14 protein-coding genes and 1 pseudogene are annotated in these 19,086 nt (G+C 60.3%); 9 read left to right on the plus strand and 6 right to left on the minus strand.

Annotated elements, in window-relative coordinates:
- Positions 1-61 precede the first annotated feature (61 nt).
- Positions 62-502, plus strand: coding sequence for a MarR family winged helix-turn-helix transcriptional regulator (locus MTX36_RS05300; RefSeq protein WP_243618685.1), 441 nt, complete (start codon positions 62-64; stop codon positions 500-502).
- A 387-nt stretch (positions 503-889) separates the two neighbouring features.
- Here the strand turns inward: MTX36_RS05300 and MTX36_RS05305 are convergent, their stop codons facing one another.
- The 5 genes from MTX36_RS05305 to MTX36_RS05325 form a co-directional block, all read right to left on the minus strand.
- The gene (locus MTX36_RS05305) at positions 890-1,765 is read right to left on the minus strand and encodes an oxygenase MpaB family protein (protein ID WP_243618686.1); all 876 of its coding nucleotides are present in this window, start codon (positions 1,763-1,765) and stop codon (positions 890-892) included.
- A gap of 158 nt (positions 1,766-1,923) precedes the next feature.
- Positions 1,924-2,772 (minus strand): 3-hydroxybutyryl-CoA dehydrogenase, encoded by an 849-nt coding sequence (locus MTX36_RS05310; protein ID WP_243618687.1) that lies wholly within the window; start codon positions 2,770-2,772, stop codon positions 1,924-1,926.
- An 84-nt stretch (positions 2,773-2,856) separates the two neighbouring features.
- Positions 2,857-4,014: an acyl-CoA dehydrogenase gene (locus tag MTX36_RS05315; RefSeq protein ID WP_243618688.1), complete on the minus strand. Its 1,158-nt coding sequence runs from the start codon at positions 4,012-4,014 to the stop codon at positions 2,857-2,859.
- A 137-nt stretch (positions 4,015-4,151) separates the two neighbouring features.
- Positions 4,152-4,844 carry a TetR family transcriptional regulator gene (locus tag MTX36_RS05320; protein WP_243618689.1) on the minus strand — a complete coding sequence of 231 codons (693 nt, stop codon included), beginning with the start codon at positions 4,842-4,844 and terminating at the stop codon, positions 4,152-4,154.
- Between the two features lie 57 nt (positions 4,845-4,901).
- The gene (locus MTX36_RS05325; RefSeq protein WP_243618690.1) at positions 4,902-5,522 is read right to left on the minus strand and encodes a TetR/AcrR family transcriptional regulator; all 621 of its coding nucleotides are present in this window, start codon (positions 5,520-5,522) and stop codon (positions 4,902-4,904) included.
- A gap of 92 nt (positions 5,523-5,614) precedes the next feature.
- Here MTX36_RS05325 and MTX36_RS05330 point away from each other — a divergent pair, with 92 nt between their 5' ends.
- Positions 5,615-7,003 carry a cytochrome P450 gene (locus MTX36_RS05330; protein WP_243618691.1) on the plus strand — a complete coding sequence of 463 codons (1,389 nt, stop codon included), beginning with the start codon at positions 5,615-5,617 and terminating at the stop codon, positions 7,001-7,003.
- Between the two features lie 17 nt (positions 7,004-7,020).
- Here the strand turns inward: MTX36_RS05330 and MTX36_RS05335 are convergent, their stop codons facing one another.
- On the minus strand, positions 7,021-8,619 hold the full coding sequence (locus tag MTX36_RS05335; protein ID WP_243618692.1) for an acyl--CoA ligase family protein: 1,599 nt from the start codon (positions 8,617-8,619) through the stop codon (positions 7,021-7,023).
- A 159-nt stretch (positions 8,620-8,778) separates the two neighbouring features.
- Here MTX36_RS05335 and MTX36_RS05340 point away from each other — a divergent pair, with 159 nt between their 5' ends.
- From MTX36_RS05340 to MTX36_RS05370, 7 genes and pseudogenes are all read left to right on the plus strand, one after another.
- A complete protein-coding gene (locus MTX36_RS05340) occupies positions 8,779-9,630 on the plus strand; it encodes a LuxR C-terminal-related transcriptional regulator (protein WP_243618693.1) in 852 nt (283 codons plus the stop codon).
- 101 nt (positions 9,631-9,731) lie between these two features.
- On the plus strand, positions 9,732-11,159 hold the full coding sequence (locus MTX36_RS05345; protein WP_243618694.1) for an amidase: 1,428 nt from the start codon (positions 9,732-9,734) through the stop codon (positions 11,157-11,159).
- 366 nt (positions 11,160-11,525) lie between these two features.
- Positions 11,526-13,016: pseudogene (locus tag MTX36_RS30500) on the plus strand (class I adenylate-forming enzyme family protein); the annotation flags it as partial.
- A 51-nt stretch (positions 13,017-13,067) separates the two neighbouring features.
- Positions 13,068-14,588, plus strand: a complete 1,521-nt coding sequence (locus MTX36_RS30505; RefSeq protein ID WP_374230437.1) for an acyl-CoA carboxylase subunit beta — start codon at positions 13,068-13,070, stop codon at positions 14,586-14,588.
- A 33-nt stretch (positions 14,589-14,621) separates the two neighbouring features.
- Positions 14,622-15,662, plus strand: a complete 1,041-nt coding sequence (locus MTX36_RS05360) for a nitronate monooxygenase family protein (RefSeq protein WP_243618695.1) — start codon at positions 14,622-14,624, stop codon at positions 15,660-15,662.
- A 47-nt stretch (positions 15,663-15,709) separates the two neighbouring features.
- Positions 15,710-17,224, plus strand: coding sequence for an AMP-binding protein (locus MTX36_RS05365; protein ID WP_243618696.1), 1,515 nt, complete (start codon positions 15,710-15,712; stop codon positions 17,222-17,224).
- A 199-nt stretch (positions 17,225-17,423) separates the two neighbouring features.
- Complete coding sequence (locus MTX36_RS05370; protein ID WP_243618697.1) at positions 17,424-19,004, plus strand: ABC transporter substrate-binding protein; 1,581 nt, start codon at positions 17,424-17,426, stop codon at positions 19,002-19,004.
- The last annotated feature ends 82 nt before the right edge of the window (positions 19,005-19,086 follow it).

Consider the following 19,086-nt stretch of genomic DNA (forward strand, 5'->3'; position numbering starts at 1 on the left):
CATCATGCAACTATATTTATGGGGTGAGACTCAGGACGCGCGGCGTCTCTATGCTGATCAGGTGAGTTCGACAAAATCTGAGACGGATATCCGGGCGATTCAAGAGGCAATCAGCAAGCTTGTGCGGAGTTCTCGGAAGGCTGTGTTGACCAGTGCGGGTGCGGTTGCGCCAGGGATGGCGCCCGCTGCGTTTGTCATTATGGCGCGAATTGCGGACGTGGCTCCAATGTCACCAGCGGCGATTATTGCTGCCACGGGATTAGCCAGAAGTGTGGTGAGTCGACAGTTGGCTGCTCTGGTCAAGGAGGGCTATCTGGTCTCCGAACCTGACCCTCATGACGGCAGGGTGGCGCTGTTTTCGCCGACGCCGGAAGCGGCTGCGAAGTTCGGGGACGTGAGCAAGGCCAGGCGTGACGGGATCGCCGACATGCTCGAGGGGTGGAAGCAAGAGGACGTGTCGACTTTCGTCACGTTGTTGGAGAGATTCGCTCAATCTGCATAGAGCATTGAGCTGGGTCGGCCAAAACATCTCCGCGCGTGACGCTTTCGGCTTTGCCGGATAACTTGATTCAGGTGGTGGAGAACTCTTGTCGAAGACAAAAATCTGGTGGTCGATCGGGGCGGTGCTGTGGGGCAGGTTCGGACCGGTCCCCGACGGCGTTGTTATATCGACGCTTCACCTGCCGCCCGATACGAGTGTGCATTTCACCTCGGAGGGCGAACCGGTTTTCGGCACTCGAAGTTGGCGAGCTCCGAGTGCTGGTTAGTGCAGGTGCGTACCGAAGGCGGGGAAATCGTCAAGGTGTGTACCAGTGAGGAGCGTTGGGACGAACTGACTTCCGGTGCAGAGTTCACCGCAGCAGATGGGGACCGCAAGCACTGAGGTGACTTACCGGCCCTGCTTGCGCATTCCGGCGTAGGCGCGCGGAGCGTATCGCAGGCGTGGCGGTAGGAGGTGCCAGAACCGATCTGTCGTGGTCATGGCGCGGGTGAACCACGTGTAGATCCTTTGGTCGCGCGCAGTCCATTCCCATTCGAGTGTCTCGCGTGCCTTTTCGGGCATCAATGCCTTGGCGAGCCAGTTTCCAGCGACGGTCGTGGGACGGCCGATGATCTTCCACAACCACGGCGGTACCCCCGGCGCGGGTGCGATGCGATGCTCCGAAATGCGGCTCGACCACTGGGTGGTGTACGTGTTGATCAACTGGTTGTCGAGCATGTTTTCCCAGTACGTGCGGAAGCTTGCATAGTCGTCGAAGGCCGGCCGGTCGGTGAGACCGTAACAGCGCCACCAGGTTACGGCCTCGCGGACAACTTGGTCCTTTTGGGCGGACGTGAACTTCTTGTACGCGAACCTTTCGTTGAAATCGAGAATCACCTCGAAGAACGTGACGTGTGTCCACCAGAAAATATCGGGTGCGAGTGCGTGGTAGCGCTGGCCGGTTTCGTCGATTCCCTTGAGATCCTTGTGGAAATCGCGGACTACGGTTCCGGTGCGCCGATCATGCTGGTCGTAGATAACGCCGTAGATGGGTGGCAGCGATCGGAACAGTCGGTCGAGTGGATCCTCGAAGAAGTTCGAATGGTCTTGCAATGCTCCGCTTACCGCTGGGTGCATATTCTGCAGGGATCCCGCGCGTCCGAGATAGAGCAGGCCGCGAATGTCGCCGAAGTGCTTCCACGTCAGTGAGCCGGGTCCGATCGGAGCGGCTCGGAGTTCATGTGACTCTGGGCGTTGCGAACGAGTATCGGCGTCACTGGTCATGTCGGCGGACCTTTCTGCATGTTATGACAACGCCTGTTGTCATAACATGCACTTTCGCGGCACCGCGTGAAAATGTCAATAGATGCAGCACTCACTCGGATACAAATCCGGCCCCATACCGTCGAAAGGTATGGGGCCGAAACTGAAAGGTGAAGTGATTACGCGTAGTCGTAGAACCCGCGACCGGTCTTCTTGCCGAGGCGGCCGGCGTCGACCATGCGACGAAGCAATGCCGGGGGAGCGTAGTGAGGCTCGGCAAATTCTGCGTACAGCGATTCGGATGCTGCGAGTGCAACATCGAGGCCGACGGTGTCGAGGAGCGTCAGCGGGCCCATCGGGTAGCCGCAGCCGCCCTTCATGGCCTCGTCGATGTCTTCTGCTGTGGCGTAGCCGGAATCGAGCATCCGGACGGCCTGGCACAGGTACGGGATGAGCAGTGCATTGACGATGAAGCCCGAACGGTCACCCGCGCGAACTGTCTTCTTGCGCAACGTGTTCTTGGCGTAATCGGTGACAGCGAGGACGGTCTCCTCGGACGTCGTCAGGCTGACCACGATCTCCACGAGCGGCATGACCGGCACGGGGTTGAAGAAGTGAACACCGACAACCTGGCCGGGGCGCGAAGTGGCCTTGGCGATCTTGATGACGGGGATCGACGACGTGTTGGTCGCCAGAATGCCGGACGGCTTGACGATCTTGTCGAGCTTGCCGAAAATCTCGTACTTGAGGGCTTCGATCTCGGGAGCAGCTTCGATCACCAGATCACGATCGGCGAACTCTTCCATGTCCAGGGTGACGCGGACGCGAGCGACAGCCGCATCTGCATCTTCCTGAGTGATCTTGCCTTTGGCGACGCCGCGGTTGATCGACTTCGAAATTCGTTCGCGCGCAGCGGCAGCGAATTCTTCCTTGGTTTCGAGCACCAGCACCGAGCTGCCGGCTTTTGCGCAAATCTCAGCGATGCCTGCACCCATGGTGCCGCCGCCGATAACGCCTACGAGTTCCACAATTCTCCTTCGATTGATGGGCAAAGCCCCCGTGCGCCCTTTTGGCAGTCGTAACTACCAAAAAGGCGCACAGGGTCGTAGACCCTACTTAAGCAGTGCGCGCGACATCACGACACGCTGGATCTGGTTGGTGCCCTCGTAGATCTGCGTGATCTTGGCGTCGCGCATCATGCGCTCGACCGGGAAATCGGTGGTGTAGCCGGCGCCGCCGAACAGCTGAACTGCGTCGGTGGTGACCTCCATGGCCACGTCGGAAGCGAAGCACTTGGCTGCTGCGGAGATGAAGCCGAGGTTCTTCTCGCCGCGCTCTGCGCGAGCAGCGGAGGTGTAGACCATCAGGCGTGCGGCCTCGATCTTCATTGCCATGTCGGCGAGCATGAACTGCACGGACTGGAAGTCGCTGATGGACGTTCCGAACTGCTTGCGGTCCTTGGTGTATGCCAGTGCGGCGTCGAATGCGCCCTGGGCCAGGCCGACGGCCTGCGCGCCGATGGTGGGGCGGGTGTGATCGAGGGTCTCGAGTGCCGTCTTGAAGCCGGTGCCCGGTGCGCCGATCATGCGGTCGCCGGGGATGCGGCAGTTCTCGAAGTACAGCTCAGCGGTGGGGGAGCCCTTGATGCCGAGCTTCTTTTCCTTGGGGCCTACGACGAAGCCTTCGTCGTCCTTGTGAACCATGAAGGAGGAGATGCCGTTGGCGCCCTTGTCGGGGTCGGTGACAGCCATGACGGTGTACCAGGTTGACTTGCCGCCGTTGGTGATCCAGCACTTGGAGCCGTTGAGGATCCAGTCGTCGCCGTCGGCCTTTGCGCGGGTACGCATGGCAGCGGCGTCGGAGCCGGCCTCACGCTCGGAGAGGGCGTACGACGCCATTCCGCCGTTCACGAGATCCGGGAGAACCTTGGCCTTGAGCTCTTCGGAACCCTTGAGGATCAGGCCCATGGTGCCGAGCTTGTTGACGGCGGGGATCAGGGAGGACGAGCCACACACGCGGGCAACTTCTTCGATGACGATGCAGGTGGCGACGGAGTCTGCGCCCTGGCCGTCGTACGCCTCGGGGACGTGAATGGCGTTGAAGCCCGACGCGTTGAGCGCGGTCAGTGCTTCTTCGGGGAAACGTGCGTTCTCGTCGACGTCCTTGGCGTAGGGCGCAATTTCCTTCTCGGAGAGTCCGCGGATAGCAGCCCGCAGCTCGTCGTGCTCTTCGTTGAGCTTGAAGAGATTGAAGTCCGGGTTTCCGGCCATGGGAACACTCCTTGTTAGAAGGGGGTCGTGCGGCGCCGACAAGACCAGCATGGCTCGTCAGCAGACTAGTGCCAATGCACTCAGTCAAACACGGCACTCAGTGCCAGGTCAAGGAGTGGGCGTCAGTACGATGCATCTCAGCCGAGTTGTTCGTGGATCTTTCTGCTGATTTCCTCGGCGGAAGTTCCCGGAGAAAATGCCACTACCAGGACGGACTTCTCCATAGTGGTGATTTCCTTGGATCCTGGTACCACCCCGTACGTACGACGCACATCAAGCAGCGCCTGACGCAATGCGTCGGCGGTGGCATCGGAATCGCCTTTGATCATGCTTCGCAAAAGGTAGTTGTGGCACGCAGTGACAGCGGCGGCAAAGCCGACGACTTTGAGTACCGGTTCGCGAGGCACAGAGCTACGTAGGTAATCGACGAAGAGTCGTTCGTAGCGGAACCCGGTGACCAGTTCGCGGTCACGCAGCGCGGGAACATGCTGGACGACGCGGTACCGCCGCATCGACAGGTCACGGTTCTGCTGGAAGAAGTCGAAGACCAATCCGGCTGCTTCGCACACCGACGCCCACGGATCGGTGGAATCGGCTGACAGGAATTCCGCTACGTGCTGGAGTAGCGACTCGTGATCTGCGAAGATCACGTCTTCCTTGGACCGGAACTGTCGGAAGAACGTGCGACGCGATACTCCGGCAGCAGCGGCGATCTGTTCGACGGTGGTGGCGTCGTAGCCGTTTTCGGAGAACAGTCGAATTGCCTGGGACGCGACATGGACCCGGAACTGTGCCGGGTCGGTTCCGGGGATGTCTGCGCGTTCACTCATACGGACAAGTATTGCGCCTGCAGCCGGTGTGACGGACCATGGCAGATTAACGACCGCTCAACGATGTGCGGTGGACGTGAATTGGAATGTTGCCGCCTCGACGATTTCCCCAGGCGTAATAGCGATCTCCTCGTTCAGCCATGCGGTGACCAGCTCGGCCAAGCCGCCCACGAACAGCAGTCCGTTGATCTCACCCTGATGTGGTGGCCACGCTCGGTCTCCGTACATACGTGTGGCTTCATCCGCCACCATCTGGGCAAAGCCCCGCAGTGCTGCGCGTCGATGAGTGCGGAGGGGTTCGAACGCGGCGGATTCGATCATCGCGACCCGCCCCTTGCGCGGATCGTCCGTAAGGATGGTGACAAATGACGCGATGGCATTTTGTACGCGCTGCTCGAGCGTTCCGGTGCTCGCTCGAAGCGCGGACAGTCCGGCGTCACGGATCTCGTCGGCGATTCCGTCCAGGACTTTGTGCAGTAATTCGTCTCTGCTGGTGAAGCTTTCGTAAAAGTATCGCTCCGTCAACTTGGCGTGCGCGCAGATGGCGGTCATCGTGGCGCCGCGATTTCCTGCGACCGCAAATACTTCCAGTCCAGCCTCGAGCAAGCTTTCGCGACGCAGTGCTGCGCGCTGGTCGCCGCTCAGGCCGGCATACCGACGCGGCGTAGGAGAAGTCATAGTTCGATATTGACAGACGCAATCGCTGTGACGCAGACTGCAGGTATCTGACAGGATGCACTGTCAGATTGAAACGGGAGTTGAGGTTCATCATGTCCAAGATCCTGGCCAGCCCACCCGCACGCTCACAGTTGCACCCGATCTCGGGCCGAGCAGGGCTGCCCGTCGTCGGGCACGCACTCGAGTACATCCGCAATCCACTCGCTTTGATGCAAAAGCATTGGGATCGTTACGGCGAGGTCTCGTGGTTCTCGATGGTCGGTCGGCGTTGGATCGCTGTTCTCGGACCTGACGCTTGCCAAGAAGTGCTGCAGAACAAGGATCGAGCTTTTGTCAACAGCGATGGTTGGTCAGTCCTGATCGGCCCCTTCTTTCACGGTGGCTTAATGCTTCTCGATTCGGAAGAGCACCTACGGCACCGTCGAATCATGCAGCAGGCGTTCACCCGATCGCGACTCGAGAAGACGGTCGAAGTTCTCAACCCGGCGATCGACGCGGCACTTGACGCCTGGATCCCCACTGACGGATTTCGTGCATACACGGAAGTCAAAACGCTCACCCTCGATCTCGCCACCACCATCTTCATGGGCGGCGCGGAAGGAACCACCGAAAGCGAGATTTCCTCGGTGAAGGAGGCCTTCGTCGATTGCGTCCAGGCGGCAACCTCGGTGATCCGCTATCCCGTCCCGGGGACCCGATGGAAGCGAGGACTCGACGGACGCCGAGTCCTGGAAGACTTCTTTCGTCGCTACCTACCGGCGCGACGAACTCGTGAAACCGACGACCTGTTCTCCGTGCTCTGTCACATCGAATCCGAAGCAGGGCAACGCTTCAGCGACGACGAGGTGATCAATCATATGATCTTCCTACTGATGGCCGCGCACGACACCTCTACGATCACCATCTCCACGATGATGCAGTACCTGGGGCAACACCCACAGTGGCAGGACAGGTGTCGGGCAGAGTCCCTCGCATTAGAGACCTCGACGCCGAGTTATGCAGATCTCGACGGACTGGGCAGCCTCGATCTGGTTATGAAGGAATGTCTCCGAATCGTCTCTCCCGTACCGGTCATGGCGCGCCGAGCGGTACGCGATACCGAAGTGCAGGGGCACTTCGTGCCGGCGGGGACCTATGCTGCAGTTGCTCCTCACTTCACCCACCACATGTCGCAATACTGGCCTGAACCAGAGCGTTTCGATCCCGAGCGCTTCGCGGAGCATCGACGCGAAGACAAAGTGCATCGATACGCCTGGGAACCGTTCGGCGGTGGTGTACACAAATGCCTCGGAATGCACTTCGCCGGTGCCGAGATCAAAGCAATCATGCATCACGTCCTCCTGCGCTTCGACTGGCACGTCGACGCAGGTTATGTCGCCCCGCTCAACTTCACGTCCTTGCCGTTCCCTTCCGACGGGCAACCTGTCGATCTGCGTCTACGCCCACTTCTTCCCGCTGATTCCTTACAGCCGGACACGTAAGAAGCTGCTGGACTGAACTACGTGGCAGTGGCCCGGAGTTCGAACTTGAGGACCTTGCCAGTCGGGGTGCGAGGAAGTTCCAGCGGGAAGACGATGTCGCGAGGCACCTTGTAGCCGGCCAGCAAGGAGCGGGTGTGCTCGACAAGTTCTTCAGCGGTAGCGGTCAAACCCTTGCCCAGAACCACAAATGCCTTGGGACGCTCACCCCACTTCTCGTCAGGGACACCGATCACGGCGACGTCGACCACTGCAGGATGGCTCATGATCGCCTGCTCCACCTCGACGGTAGAGATGTTCTCGCCGCCGGAGATGATGATGTCCTTCGCGCGGTCCTTGAGTTGGATGTATCCGTCGGGATGCATGACACCGAGATCGCCGGTGTGGAACCAGCCACCGGCAAAGGCCTGCGCAGTGGCGGCTTCGTCGCGGTAGTACCCGAGCATCACATTGTTGCCGCGCAGCATGATCTCGCCCATGGCGACGCCGTCGGCGGGGACGTCGTTCATATCGGGATCGACGACGCGGGCGTTCTCGGCCTGCACCATCCCGACGCCCTGACGAGAGAGCAATGCGGCGCGCTCGGCGGGCGACTTCTCGTCCCAGGACTCTTGGTACTCACAGATCGTGTACGGCCCGTACACCTCTGTGAGTCCGTAGACATGGACGACGGTGATGCCGATTTCTTCGAGTTGACCGATGACTGTCGGCGACGGGGGAGCGCCCGCGGTGGTGATGCGCAGGGTGTTGACCTTGTGGGCCTGTTCCGCGCCGGCGATCGTGGAGCAGACCGTCGGAGCCCCGCACAGATGTGTCACGCCGAGGTTGTCGATGGCGTCCCAGATGGCGTCGGCGCGGACAGCGCGCAAGCAGATGTGGGTACCGGCGGCCTGAGTGACGGCCCAGGGTGTGCACCAGCCGTTGCAGTGGAACATCGGCAGCGTCCACAGGTACTTCGTGGATCCGTCGAAGCCGTTGTGGAAGGTCTCGCCGAGGGAGTTGAGGTATGCCCCGCGGTGGGAGTACATGACGCCCTTGGGTTTTCCAGTGGTACCGGAGGTGTAATTGATGGCGATGCACTGCTGTTCGTCGTCGACGCCCCAGTGCAGCGGCTGATCGCCGAGTGCTTCGCCCTCGGCCAACAGGTCTTCGTATTGTGCGGTGACGATTCCGGCAGGAACTTCGGGGGCGGGCACCGTCGAATCGGGGATCTCGATGATTTCGCGCAAGCTCGATACGTTTGTCTTGGAGGAGGCGACGGAACCGACAAATTCGGAGTCGACAAACAGGATCGTGGTGCCCGAGTGATCGAGGATGTATTCGAGTTCGGGGCCCGCCAGACGCGAATTGAGAGCGATGAGTACGCCGCCGGCCAGAGGGACGGCGAAGTGGGCAAACAGCATCTCGGGGATGTTCGGCGCCAGGTAGGCGATGCGATCACCGGGTTGGATGCGCCCACGCAGTACTCGCGCGAGCGTGGCTACCTCTTCGCCGAATTCGCGGTACGTGTACGTCCGGTCGCCATGGATGACGGCGGTGCGATCGGGGAACACCGATGCACTGCGTTCGAGAAAACGCAGCGGGCTGAGCGGGGTGTTATTGGCTGTCGGTGCAGACACGGGTTCCTCCGAAGGTGACGTGGTCGGACGCTGTCGCCCACGCACCACTCTAAGTGTGATCGGGACAACAAATGCTCGGGTTGCACGCTATTGTGCGGCCGACGAAGCCGCTACCCTCTGAAGTGGGTATGTGCCATCAACCCCCGACCAGGAGGGCACGTGAACAGGGTTTTGAGGCCGAGCGACGACGACGCATTACGCGCAGCGCTGCGTCGCTTGCATCCGCAAACCGAGTTGCCGGTCCTGTTCGGCGGCTGCGTGAGCGGGAACTCGTTGATCATCACCGGCTACGTCGGAACGCGCACCAACATCCTGCGAAACCTCGAGATCAACGCCGAGTGCGGACTTGGTGGGCGTGCGATCGCGGAACAGCGACCCGGCGCGGTGCAGGACTATGCCAACTCGTCGCACATCACGCACGACTACGACCACGAGGTCGGTACCGAGCGAATTGAGTCGTTGATGGCGGTTCCCATCGTCGTTCGGGGCAAGACGCGCGGCGCGCTCTACGGCGGCTTGCGGGCCAATCTGCCGATCGGGGATGTGATCGCAGACAAGATGATGCGCGCGTCGTATTCGCTCGCTCGTGAGATCGAGATTCGAGACGAAGTGGATCGGCGCGTCGCGATGCTTGATGCCGCTGCAGTGGAGCAGGTTTCGATTCGCGAAGCCGAGGTGTCCGTGGCGTTGACCGAGAGCTTTCTGGCATTGAGTGAGATCGCAGCCGGACTCGAGGACAAGGGCGTCAGCGCGCAGATGCAGGCGATTGAAGCAAAACTTAGGGCATTGGCATCGCCGAATCGAGTGGAGGGCGAGGTTGTTCTCTCGCCGCGTGAAACCGAAGTGATGCGCTATGTCGCGCTTGGTCTGCGCAATGCGGAAATCGCGGAGCGACTCTCCTTGAGCGTCGAAACGGTGAAGACGTACATGCGCAACCTCATGGGCAAGCTCGACGTGCGGAGCCGTCACGCGGCGGTTGTGGAGGCCAAGCGGCAGGGACTGATTTTGTAGGCAAGTCCCGGTAAGCGGAATCGGGCGGCCGCTGCGACTGAACAGCTTGATATGACGGACCTCACAATCGTACGAGCCGTACACGAGTGATGAGGGCATCGATGCAGGATTTGTTCGACAACAGCGACATGACCGGCCTGGCCGAGGCGATCCGCAAGGGAGACGTATCGGCAAAGGAAGTGTTGGAGTTCAGTCTGAGCCGACTCGACGAGCGCAATCCTGCGGTCAACGCTGTGATCAGTGAATGCCGTGACGAAGCGCGCAACGAAGTGGCTGCAGGCCTGCCCGACGGGCCACTCCACGGCATCCCGTTCGTGATCAAGGACCTCGGCATGGACGTCGCGGGCCTGCCCAGCACGAACGGATCTCGATTGTTTGCTGACGCTGTGGCAGAAGAGGATTCCACGCTCGTCGAGAGGTACCGTCGCGCCGGGCTCGTCATTATCGGTAAGACCAACACTCCTGAGTTCGGTAAGAACGCAAGCACCGAACCGGCGCTGTTCGGCCCCACTCGTAACCCTTATGCACTTGATCGATCGCCTGGAGGATCCTCGGGTGGTACGGCAGCGGCCGTTGCGGTGGGTATCGTGCCTGCCGGCCATGGCAGCGATGGCGGCGGATCGATCCGCATTCCGGCATCGGCCTGCGGCTTGGTCGGGCTCAAGCCCAGTCGCGGTCGAACGCCGACGGCGCCGGCACGAACTTTGTTCGCGTCGCCGATGGGCGTTCATCACGCGCTCACCCGAAGTGTGCGGGACACCGCGTTGCTCCTCGATCTTTCCGCCGGACCGACCGTGGGCGATCCGTACGTGATCCTGGCGCCGAAGCGGCCGTACGTCGAGGAAGTGGGCGCGGATCCCGGACGGTTGCGGATCGCTCTGAGTAACGCGTTGCCGGATGGCACCCCGGTGGACCCGGAGTGCGCGGCCGTCACCACGACCGTTGCCGGTCTGCTCGAAGAACTCGGTCACCATGTCACCGAAGGTGCCCCGGACTTTCCGCTCGATGCGCTCACTGCCGGGCTTTCCGTGTTGATGGGTATTCCCATGACCATTGAGGTTGACGCACGACTCGAGGTCGTGAACCGCGCAATCCGCGACGACGACCTCGAGCCGATGGCTCGGATGATCTACGACCGCGCGAAGACCGAGAGTGCGACCAACGTCGTCAAAGCACTGCAGGAACTCGAGCGGGCGGCCCAGGTGATCGGCGCGTTCTTTGTCGATCACGATCTGTTGCTTACCCCGACGATGGCTCGGCCGGCCGCACCGCTGGGTCTACTCGATACGGCGAATCCCATGTCGATCTGGGAGCACTCGGCCGGATACAGCGGCTTGACCAGTCCGTTCAACAGCTCTGGTCAGCCGGCGATTTCCTTGCCGATGGGTCATGACTCGGCCGGTGTTCCTATCGGCGTGCAGTTGGTTGCCGCGTTCGGGCGCGAAGATTTGCTGATTCAGGTTGCGTCGCAACTCGAAACGGCACGTCCGTGGTCCATCGCCCCGGTATGGCCGCCGACCCAGGGATAACAGCGCGACAATAGCGGTTCGGCGGTGTGTTCTTTACACACTGCCGGGCCGTTTTGTCGTGCGTCGAGCGGGGTCGACGGGGCTCCAGGAACTCAAAAGTATTTCTAATCGAAATATCCCATGTTGAACGACTCTTCTGCGTAGTATCCACAATGAGCGGTAGTGAGTAGTCGCCTCGAGTAGAACAAGTAGGCGTCGATCCGCATCGAGTTTTCGCCCAGCGCGACCGAACTGCGTTGTCACAGAAATGGATCAAGGATGGTCGTTCAACCGGACATGGCACACCGGCGTTCTCTGGCCGTGGAAGAACTAACAGGCCCGGGGCAGTTGTTCGAGGTGGCTGACGAATCCGTGCGCGGCCATGTCATGCCGGTGTTCACTAACCGGGCGCACACGCTTCGTGAGATTCTGGCCGCATCGGTCCGGTACGGCGATGCCGAGTATCTGGTGTGTGACGAACTGCGGATCACGTTCGCCGATCATTTCTCTCGTGTGGCGTCACTAGCGGAGGAGTTGCGACGCACGTACTCGATCGGCAAGGGCGACCGCGTGGCGATTCTGTCTGCGAACAACGCCCAGTGGATCATCACATTCTGGGCGGCGACGTCACTCGGGGCAATCGTGGTCGGAATGAACGCGATGTGGTCCGCTCCCGAGATCGATTACGGCATGAAGCATTCCACTCCGAAACTTCTTGTCGCCGATGCAAAACGACGAGAACTGCTCGGTGATGTGAACGTGCCGGTGCTGTCCGTCGAATCCGACGTACCGCGGTTGTCCACGGTGCACGTGGCCGCAGAACTGTCGACCGGCGCTATTGACGAGGACGATCCCGCCGTCATCTTGTATACCAGCGGCACAACCGGGAGACCGAAGGGTGCAACACACTCGCATCGGAACATCATCACGGCAAACGACTTTCACCGATTCAACGACGCGTTGGCAACGCATCTCGGAAGTCCACCCGCGGACCGGCGGTTTCTCCTGTCGAATCCGCTGTTCCACATCGCGTCACTGCACAATCTCGCCGTTCCACGGTTGTCGATCGGTGACACCGCAGTCATCTATAGCGGGCGCTTCGAGATCGAACGTGTGCTGCGATTGATCGAGCGTGAGCAGGTCACCAACTGGGGAGCTGTGCCGACGATGGCGAATCGCCTTGTTTCGCATGGTGATCTGTCCCGATACGATCTGTCCTCACTCAAGACGATGTCACTGGGATCGGCGCCGTCGTCGACGGCGCTGAAGGAGAAGGTCCGCGAACTGTTACCGGTGGCAGGGCGTTCGTTGGGGACGACGTACGGGCTCACCGAGTCGTCCACAGGAGCCACCTTGGCGACAGCAGCCGATCTCGAGGACTACCCCGATTCCGTGGGTCGCCCCGTCGTCACGATGAGTGTCGAGATCCGGGACGACAACGGTCATCGGCTCCCGGACGGTTACGAGGGCGAGATATGCCTGCGCGGGCCGCACGTGATGGTGGGCTACTGGAACAACGAATCCGCGACGTCGGCGGCACTCGACGCGGAAGGATGGCTGCGCACCGGAGATCTGGGGTTCATGGCAGACGGTCACCTTCGCGTCAGCAGCCGTCGTTCCGATCTGATTCTGCGTGGTGGGGAGAACATCTACCCGGTCGAGGTCGAGAACGTTCTCAGTGAGCACCCGGCAGTGCAGGAATGCGCGGTAATCGGAATTCCCCAAGCGGACTACGGCGAAGAAGTGGCAGCAATTGTTGTTGTCGAGGAGCCGGGATCCGTCACGGAGGTAGAGCTGCTCGGGTATCTGCGGGAACGCCTCGCCAAGTACAAGGTTCCGTCGCGATGGCGACTGACAACAGAACCGTTACCGCGCAATGCAACCGGAAAAGTGGTACGCAAACAACTCGATGTCGACGCGGAACCGGCGATCGTCTCGGAGAATCGTCACGCCTGGACTCCCTTGTTGGCTGCACTCGATGAGCGCCGCCTGGCGGCTCGGGCAATGGGTGGGCCGGACAAGCTGCTGCGTTACCGACGATTCGGCCGGGTGGATTCCCGAGAGCGCATAACAAAGCTGTTGGATCACGGCACTTTCCAGGAAATCGGCGTTCTCGCCGGCGACACATCGATACCGTCGGATGGATTTGTTGCCGGATCCGGTCTTCTCGACGGTCGACCGGTTCTGGTCGGTTCGGAGGACTTCACGGTTGCCGGCGGATCGATCGGGACTGCGGCCGCAACCAAACGTGCCCGCATCGCGGAACTTGCCAAGCGGGAGCGTATTCCGTTGATCATGTTGTTGGAAGGCGCGGGGCATCGGGCCACCAATGCACTGCACCCGCATCGGCCGGCACCCAACGATCTTCAAGCGATGGCGGAACTTTCAGGACTTGTTCCAACGGTCTCGGTAGTCTGTGGTCCGTCCGCCGGCCACGGTGCACTCACTGCACCTATGTCTGATTTTGTGGTGATGATCGAAGGTCACGGCGCACTGTTTACTGCGGGCCCACCATTGGTGGAGGCGTCGCTGGGCGAAAAGGTGACCAAGGAAGATCTTGGTGGGCCGCACGTGCACGCCGTGCAGAGTGGTGTCGCAGACAATGTGGCCGCAGACGTCGACTCTGCGCTCGCGATGGCTCGGCGCTACCTGTCGTATTTTCCGTCGAATGCGTGGAGTCGCACGGAACACTCGGATGCCGAAGCCCCCATTGCGGCACCACGGTCACTCGAAACTCTTCTCGACATCGTTCCGCCGAATCCTCGTATCCCGTATGACATGCGAGATGTGTTGTCAGTGATGGTGGACGAGGACAGTCTTTTCGAACTGCAGCCACACCACGGTTCTTCCGTGATCACTGCACTGGCCAGGATGGGTGGTCGAGCAGTCGCCGTCGTAGCAAATCAGCCACTGGTACTAGCTGGTGCGCTCGACGTTGCAGCGGCGGAGAAGGCAACGCGGTTCATCGAGATGACCGGCGCTTTTCATCTGCCGTTGATCTTCCTGGCCGATAACCCGGGTGTTCTGGCGGGAAGTAAGTCCGAACGAGACGGGATACTTCGGGCGAGTGCTCGAATGTTTGCGGCTCAGCATCGGTCAACGGTGCCGAAAATGCATGTGACAGTGCGGAAAGCGTTCGGCTTCGGTGGATCCGTGATGGGGCAAAATGCTTTTGACCGTCAGACGATTTCACTCTCCTTTCCTGGCGGCATGTTGGGTGGAATTCCGGCCGCCGTGGGTGGGCGAACCGCGAAAGCCGACGAGCGCACACAGCGCGCACTGATCGAGAACGAGGCCGCAGGTCCGTGGCGTCTGGCAAGTTCGGTGACCTATGACGATGTGATTGACCCGCGCGAATTGCGCAATGCGCTTCTCGGTGCCCTGCGACTCTCAGGTGGCCGTGATTCGGAGCCCGCCAGCCCGGTCATGCGTACTGGATATTTGCCCTGAACGTTTGTATTGCAGGAGAATTGGAGCAGTTTTGTGAGCCAGAGTTCAGTCGGTGTTGAAGAGTCCGATCCGGTGCAAACCTTTCGGAATATGTTCGGCAGCCGTCTGCGGATCCCGGTCATTGCAGCTCCGATGCTCAGGGTGAGCGGGATTGAACTTGTCTCGGCCGCCTGTGCCGCGGGAGTAGTCGGCGCCTTTCCGACGGCGAACGCTCGCACAGTGGAGGAACTCGATGCCTGGCTAACGATCTTCGACCGCGAGCAGGAGGAGAGCGGCGGAACAATCGCCCCGTATTGCCCCAACCTGATCATCAGGCAACCTCGACTGGCAGACGATGTTGCGTGTCTACTCCGACACCGGGTGGAATTGGTTATTGCGAGTGTGGGGTCTCCCGCGCCGATCATCGGTCCGCTTCACGATATCGGTGCCAAGGTCCTTGCCGACGTGGGGACTCTTCGTCATGCGGAGAAAGCAGTTGCGGCCGGAGCAGACGGACTGGTGTTGTTGTCTGCGGGGGCCGGTGGTCAGACGGGTTGGATGAACCCGTTTGTCTTTGTTCGTACTGTTCGCGAATTATTCGATGGCACAGTAATTCTCGCCGGCGGCATCTCGGACGGGCACGCATTGTGGGCTGCGGAGGTGGCGGGATACGATGCGGCCTACATGGGCACTCGGTTCATTGCCACGGACGAGAGCGCCGGTGCCCCGGCGTACAAGGATATGTTGGTCGCCAGCACTATGGACGATGTACTTCTGACCAACGCGTTCACCGGGTTGCGCACGAACATGCTCGAGCCGTCCATCCGAGCGCAGGGACTCGATCCTGGAAAATTGAACGAGCAGATCTCCGTGAAGGATTCGGCCGAACTGTTCGGGGCAAAGGCGCCGGCAGCGGGTCCGGTGCGATGGATCGATGTCTGGAGTGCCGGACATACGGTGTCGGGTGTGAAGCGGCGAGGGCCGGTATCGGACCTCGTCCGAGATACGCGGAACGAGTACCACAGTGCCCGTGCGAGAACCCGATCGATGCTCGAGACGCAGTCCAACGTGACTGTGTTGGAGGAACTTCAGTGATAACTGGAGGAAATCGAAATGCGGGGATCTTCGGTCCCGGACAGACGATGGGTTCACTGACGATTCGAGCGCTACGTCGATATCCGGAACGGCCGGCATTCTCCTGGGACGGCGGGACGCTCTCGTATGCCGGTGCGGAAGACCTGATCGGACGCTATCAACATATACTGCAGCGCAGGGGATTAGGTCGAGGATCTACGCTCGCAATATTGGCCGGCAATCGCGCCGAAGCCTGGTGCATCGGTGCAGCCGCGCACGCTTCAGGAATCGCGACGTCATGGTTGCATCCGATGGGCTCGTTCGGCGATCAGATGTTCCAGATACGCGACGCCGAGGTAGACGGCTTGGTGGTCGACGAACGCCATCATGGTGAGCGTGCAGGGCAGCTGGCCGCCGTGTGCGTAGACGATGTCACCGCTGTTTTCAGTTTCAGCCCGTGCGACTTTGCCTGTGACCTGCAAGATTTGGCGAGTTCGGTAGGAAGTTCGCGGGCAGTCGACCTTGCCTCGCGATCGGACATCGCAGTGATCGCATACACCGGCGGAACTACTGGCAAACCGAAAGGCGTGATGCGTCGTCATGCGTCTGCTGTCCGTGCGACGGCCGGCATATTGAGCGACTTCGAGATTCCGGACAACCCCCGTTACCTTTCGGTAGCGCCGTTGAGTCATGTCGGTGGGTCGAAAGTGTTGTCCACCTTCATTCGTGGTGGCAGCGTGCATCTGATCAACGGATTCACCCCGGAGCGTGTCTTCGCGGCGATAGAGCGTGAGCGATCGAACTTCACGCTCCTTGTGCCGTCAATGATTTACTCGATGCTCGACGACCCTGCGATCGCCGGCGCGGATCTTTCTTCACTGGAGTTGATCTTGTACGGTGCATCGCCGATGTCACCGTCCCGGTTGATCGAGGGGCTGGATCGAGTGGGCCCGGTATTTTCGCAACTGTACGGACAGACCGAGTGTTATCCGATTGCACTACTGAAGAAGTCCGACCACGATCCGAGCGATCCGGATCTGCTCTCGTCCTGCGGATTTCCGCTCAGTCCGTTCACGGTTTCGGTGCGGGACACCGAGGGGCGGGAGGTCCCCACGGGTGAACTCGGAGAAGTGTGTGTGCGCGACGGTGCGACCATGGATGGCTATTGGAAGAACGACGAGTTGACGGCAGAGACGCTCGTGGACGGTTGGTTGCACACCGGCGATATCGCCCGCGTCGATGATCGGGGATACCTGTACATCGTTGATCGCAAGAAGGACATGATCATCAGCGGTGGGTTCAATGTCTATCCCAAGGAAGTCGAGGATGCGTTGACTTCCCACCACGGCGTCTCCAGTGCGGCGGTGTACGGAACTCCGGACGACAAATGGGGTGAGGCTGTGACGGCGTCGGTAGTCCTACGGCCCGGCGTAATCGTGGATGAGTCCGAACTGGTGGCGTTGGTCAAGCAACGCAAAGGGTCGGTCCAAGCCCCGAAGCGGATTCACATTGTGGACAGCCTCCCGTTGACCGCGTTGGGCAAGGTGGATAAGAGGGCATTGCGAGATCAGTCAGGGTGCTGACTAGGCCCTTCGTCCCGAATTTCCGTCTCGTTGACCGGGATTCGAGGTTGGTGAATCGCCGTTCTGGATCGAAACTCAAACTTAGTTCCACGAAACGTATACCTAATAGGCATATACGCGTTAGTCTGCCAAATAGACCTGAGCGGCTCTGTGCGTACGGGGTTTCTGATCCGTAGAGATCCACTTCGAGAGGAATTCGATGACCGGAAAATGGAACGGTAGAGGCAAAGTTGCCGCCGTGGCGTTGGTGACTGCGCTGGCGGTTGCCGGCTGCGGCGGTGGTGGCGGAACAACCACGGCCGGCGGCTCGACTGCATCGGCCGCAGACATCGATCGCAGTGCCGTCCTTCGGGTGACGGCGGCGGCGCCGACTCGAAATCTGGACCCGTACCTGCAAGCAAGCTACGGCGGATGGGGTTATCTGACTCCGATGTTCGATCGTTTGACGATGGTCGACAAGGACGGCAACCTCGTTCCCGGACTTGCCAAGTCATGGGAGTTCGCCCCCGATGGCGCGTATCTCGAATTGAAACTGCGGGACGACGTCACGTTCCATGACGGATCCAAGTTCGATGCCGCAGCTGTCGCCGCGAACTTCCAACGTGGAAAGACAATGGCCGGCAGCACAGTCGTGGCGGCTCTCGACGACATTGCGTCCGTCGACGTTGTCGATCCGACCACCGCACGCTTGAACCTGGTGCCGGGGTCCGGTGTGGAATTACCCGGATTGTTCAGTACCAACGTCGGTATGATGGTCAGTCCTAAGACTATCGAGGCAGGAACGGACATTCGAAATGACCCGGGCCAGAGTGGATCCGGACCGTATACCGTTAGCAAGTACGTACCGGAGGAGTCGCTCGAGGTTACTCGGGCGCAGGGCGATTACTGGGATCCTGCAGCTGGATTGCTCGGCGGAATCAGCTTCAAAACGATGCCTGACGCGACGACGCGTCTCAACGGTATGCAGACCGATGCAACCGACCTAAGTTGGGTGAGTTCTGCCAATGAGATCGTCCAAGCGCAGACCCTCGCGGACCGCAACGTCCTGGGTATCGACAAGGTGAAGTTCCGCAACGTGCTCGGTGTTTTCATGCGTTCGCGCGATGACCTCGCGAAACCTGAAGTGCGTCAAGCTGTTGCGCACGCCATCGATCCCGAGGCGATCAGTGCGCTGTTCTCGGGCACGTGTACTCCGTACCGTCAGATGTACCCCGAATCGAGTTGGGCAGCGGACCCGTCGTACAAGTACCCCTACACCTTTGACGTGAACAAGGCCAAGAGCTTGGTCGAAGCGGCTGGGGGAGCCAAGATCAAGTTGACCTTCGGTGCAGGAACCAATACGGAGAAGCCTGCCAATGTGATTCAGTCATCCTTGACTGCAGCGGGATTCGATGCCGAGTTGGATCCGGTGCCGAACACGCAGAACGAGCCCGGCTACATTGCCGGAGCGTTCCAGTCGATGGTATCGAACAGTTTCAGCCCGAAGGTCGACCCGGCCGAGACCGTCAACACGTTCGTCGTGGGTCCGTACGACTTCGCCAACGGCAATCCCGAGATCGCTGCACTTGCCAAGAAGGCAGCCAACCCGACGTTGTCCCAGGACGAGCGGGGCACCATGTACCACGAGATCTGGTCGAAGACACTGGCTGAGGCCATGTTCGTGCCCATCTGCAACCAGACGAATGCCACGATCTTCAGTGGCAAGGTTGTCAATGCCGACAACATCCCGTGGGTAGACACCGGAATCTTCGACCTTCGATACGTCGGATTGACCAAGTAGAACTGTTGAATTCAGATCGTTCTCGATGAAGACCGGTTCGCTTCCGGGTACGTGCAATCTGCACGTACCCGGAAGCGGAACC

The sequence above is a fragment of the Rhodococcus sp. ARC_M6 genome (genome assembly GCF_022810305.1).
GTDB lineage: Bacteria > Actinomycetota > Actinomycetes > Mycobacteriales > Mycobacteriaceae > Rhodococcus_F.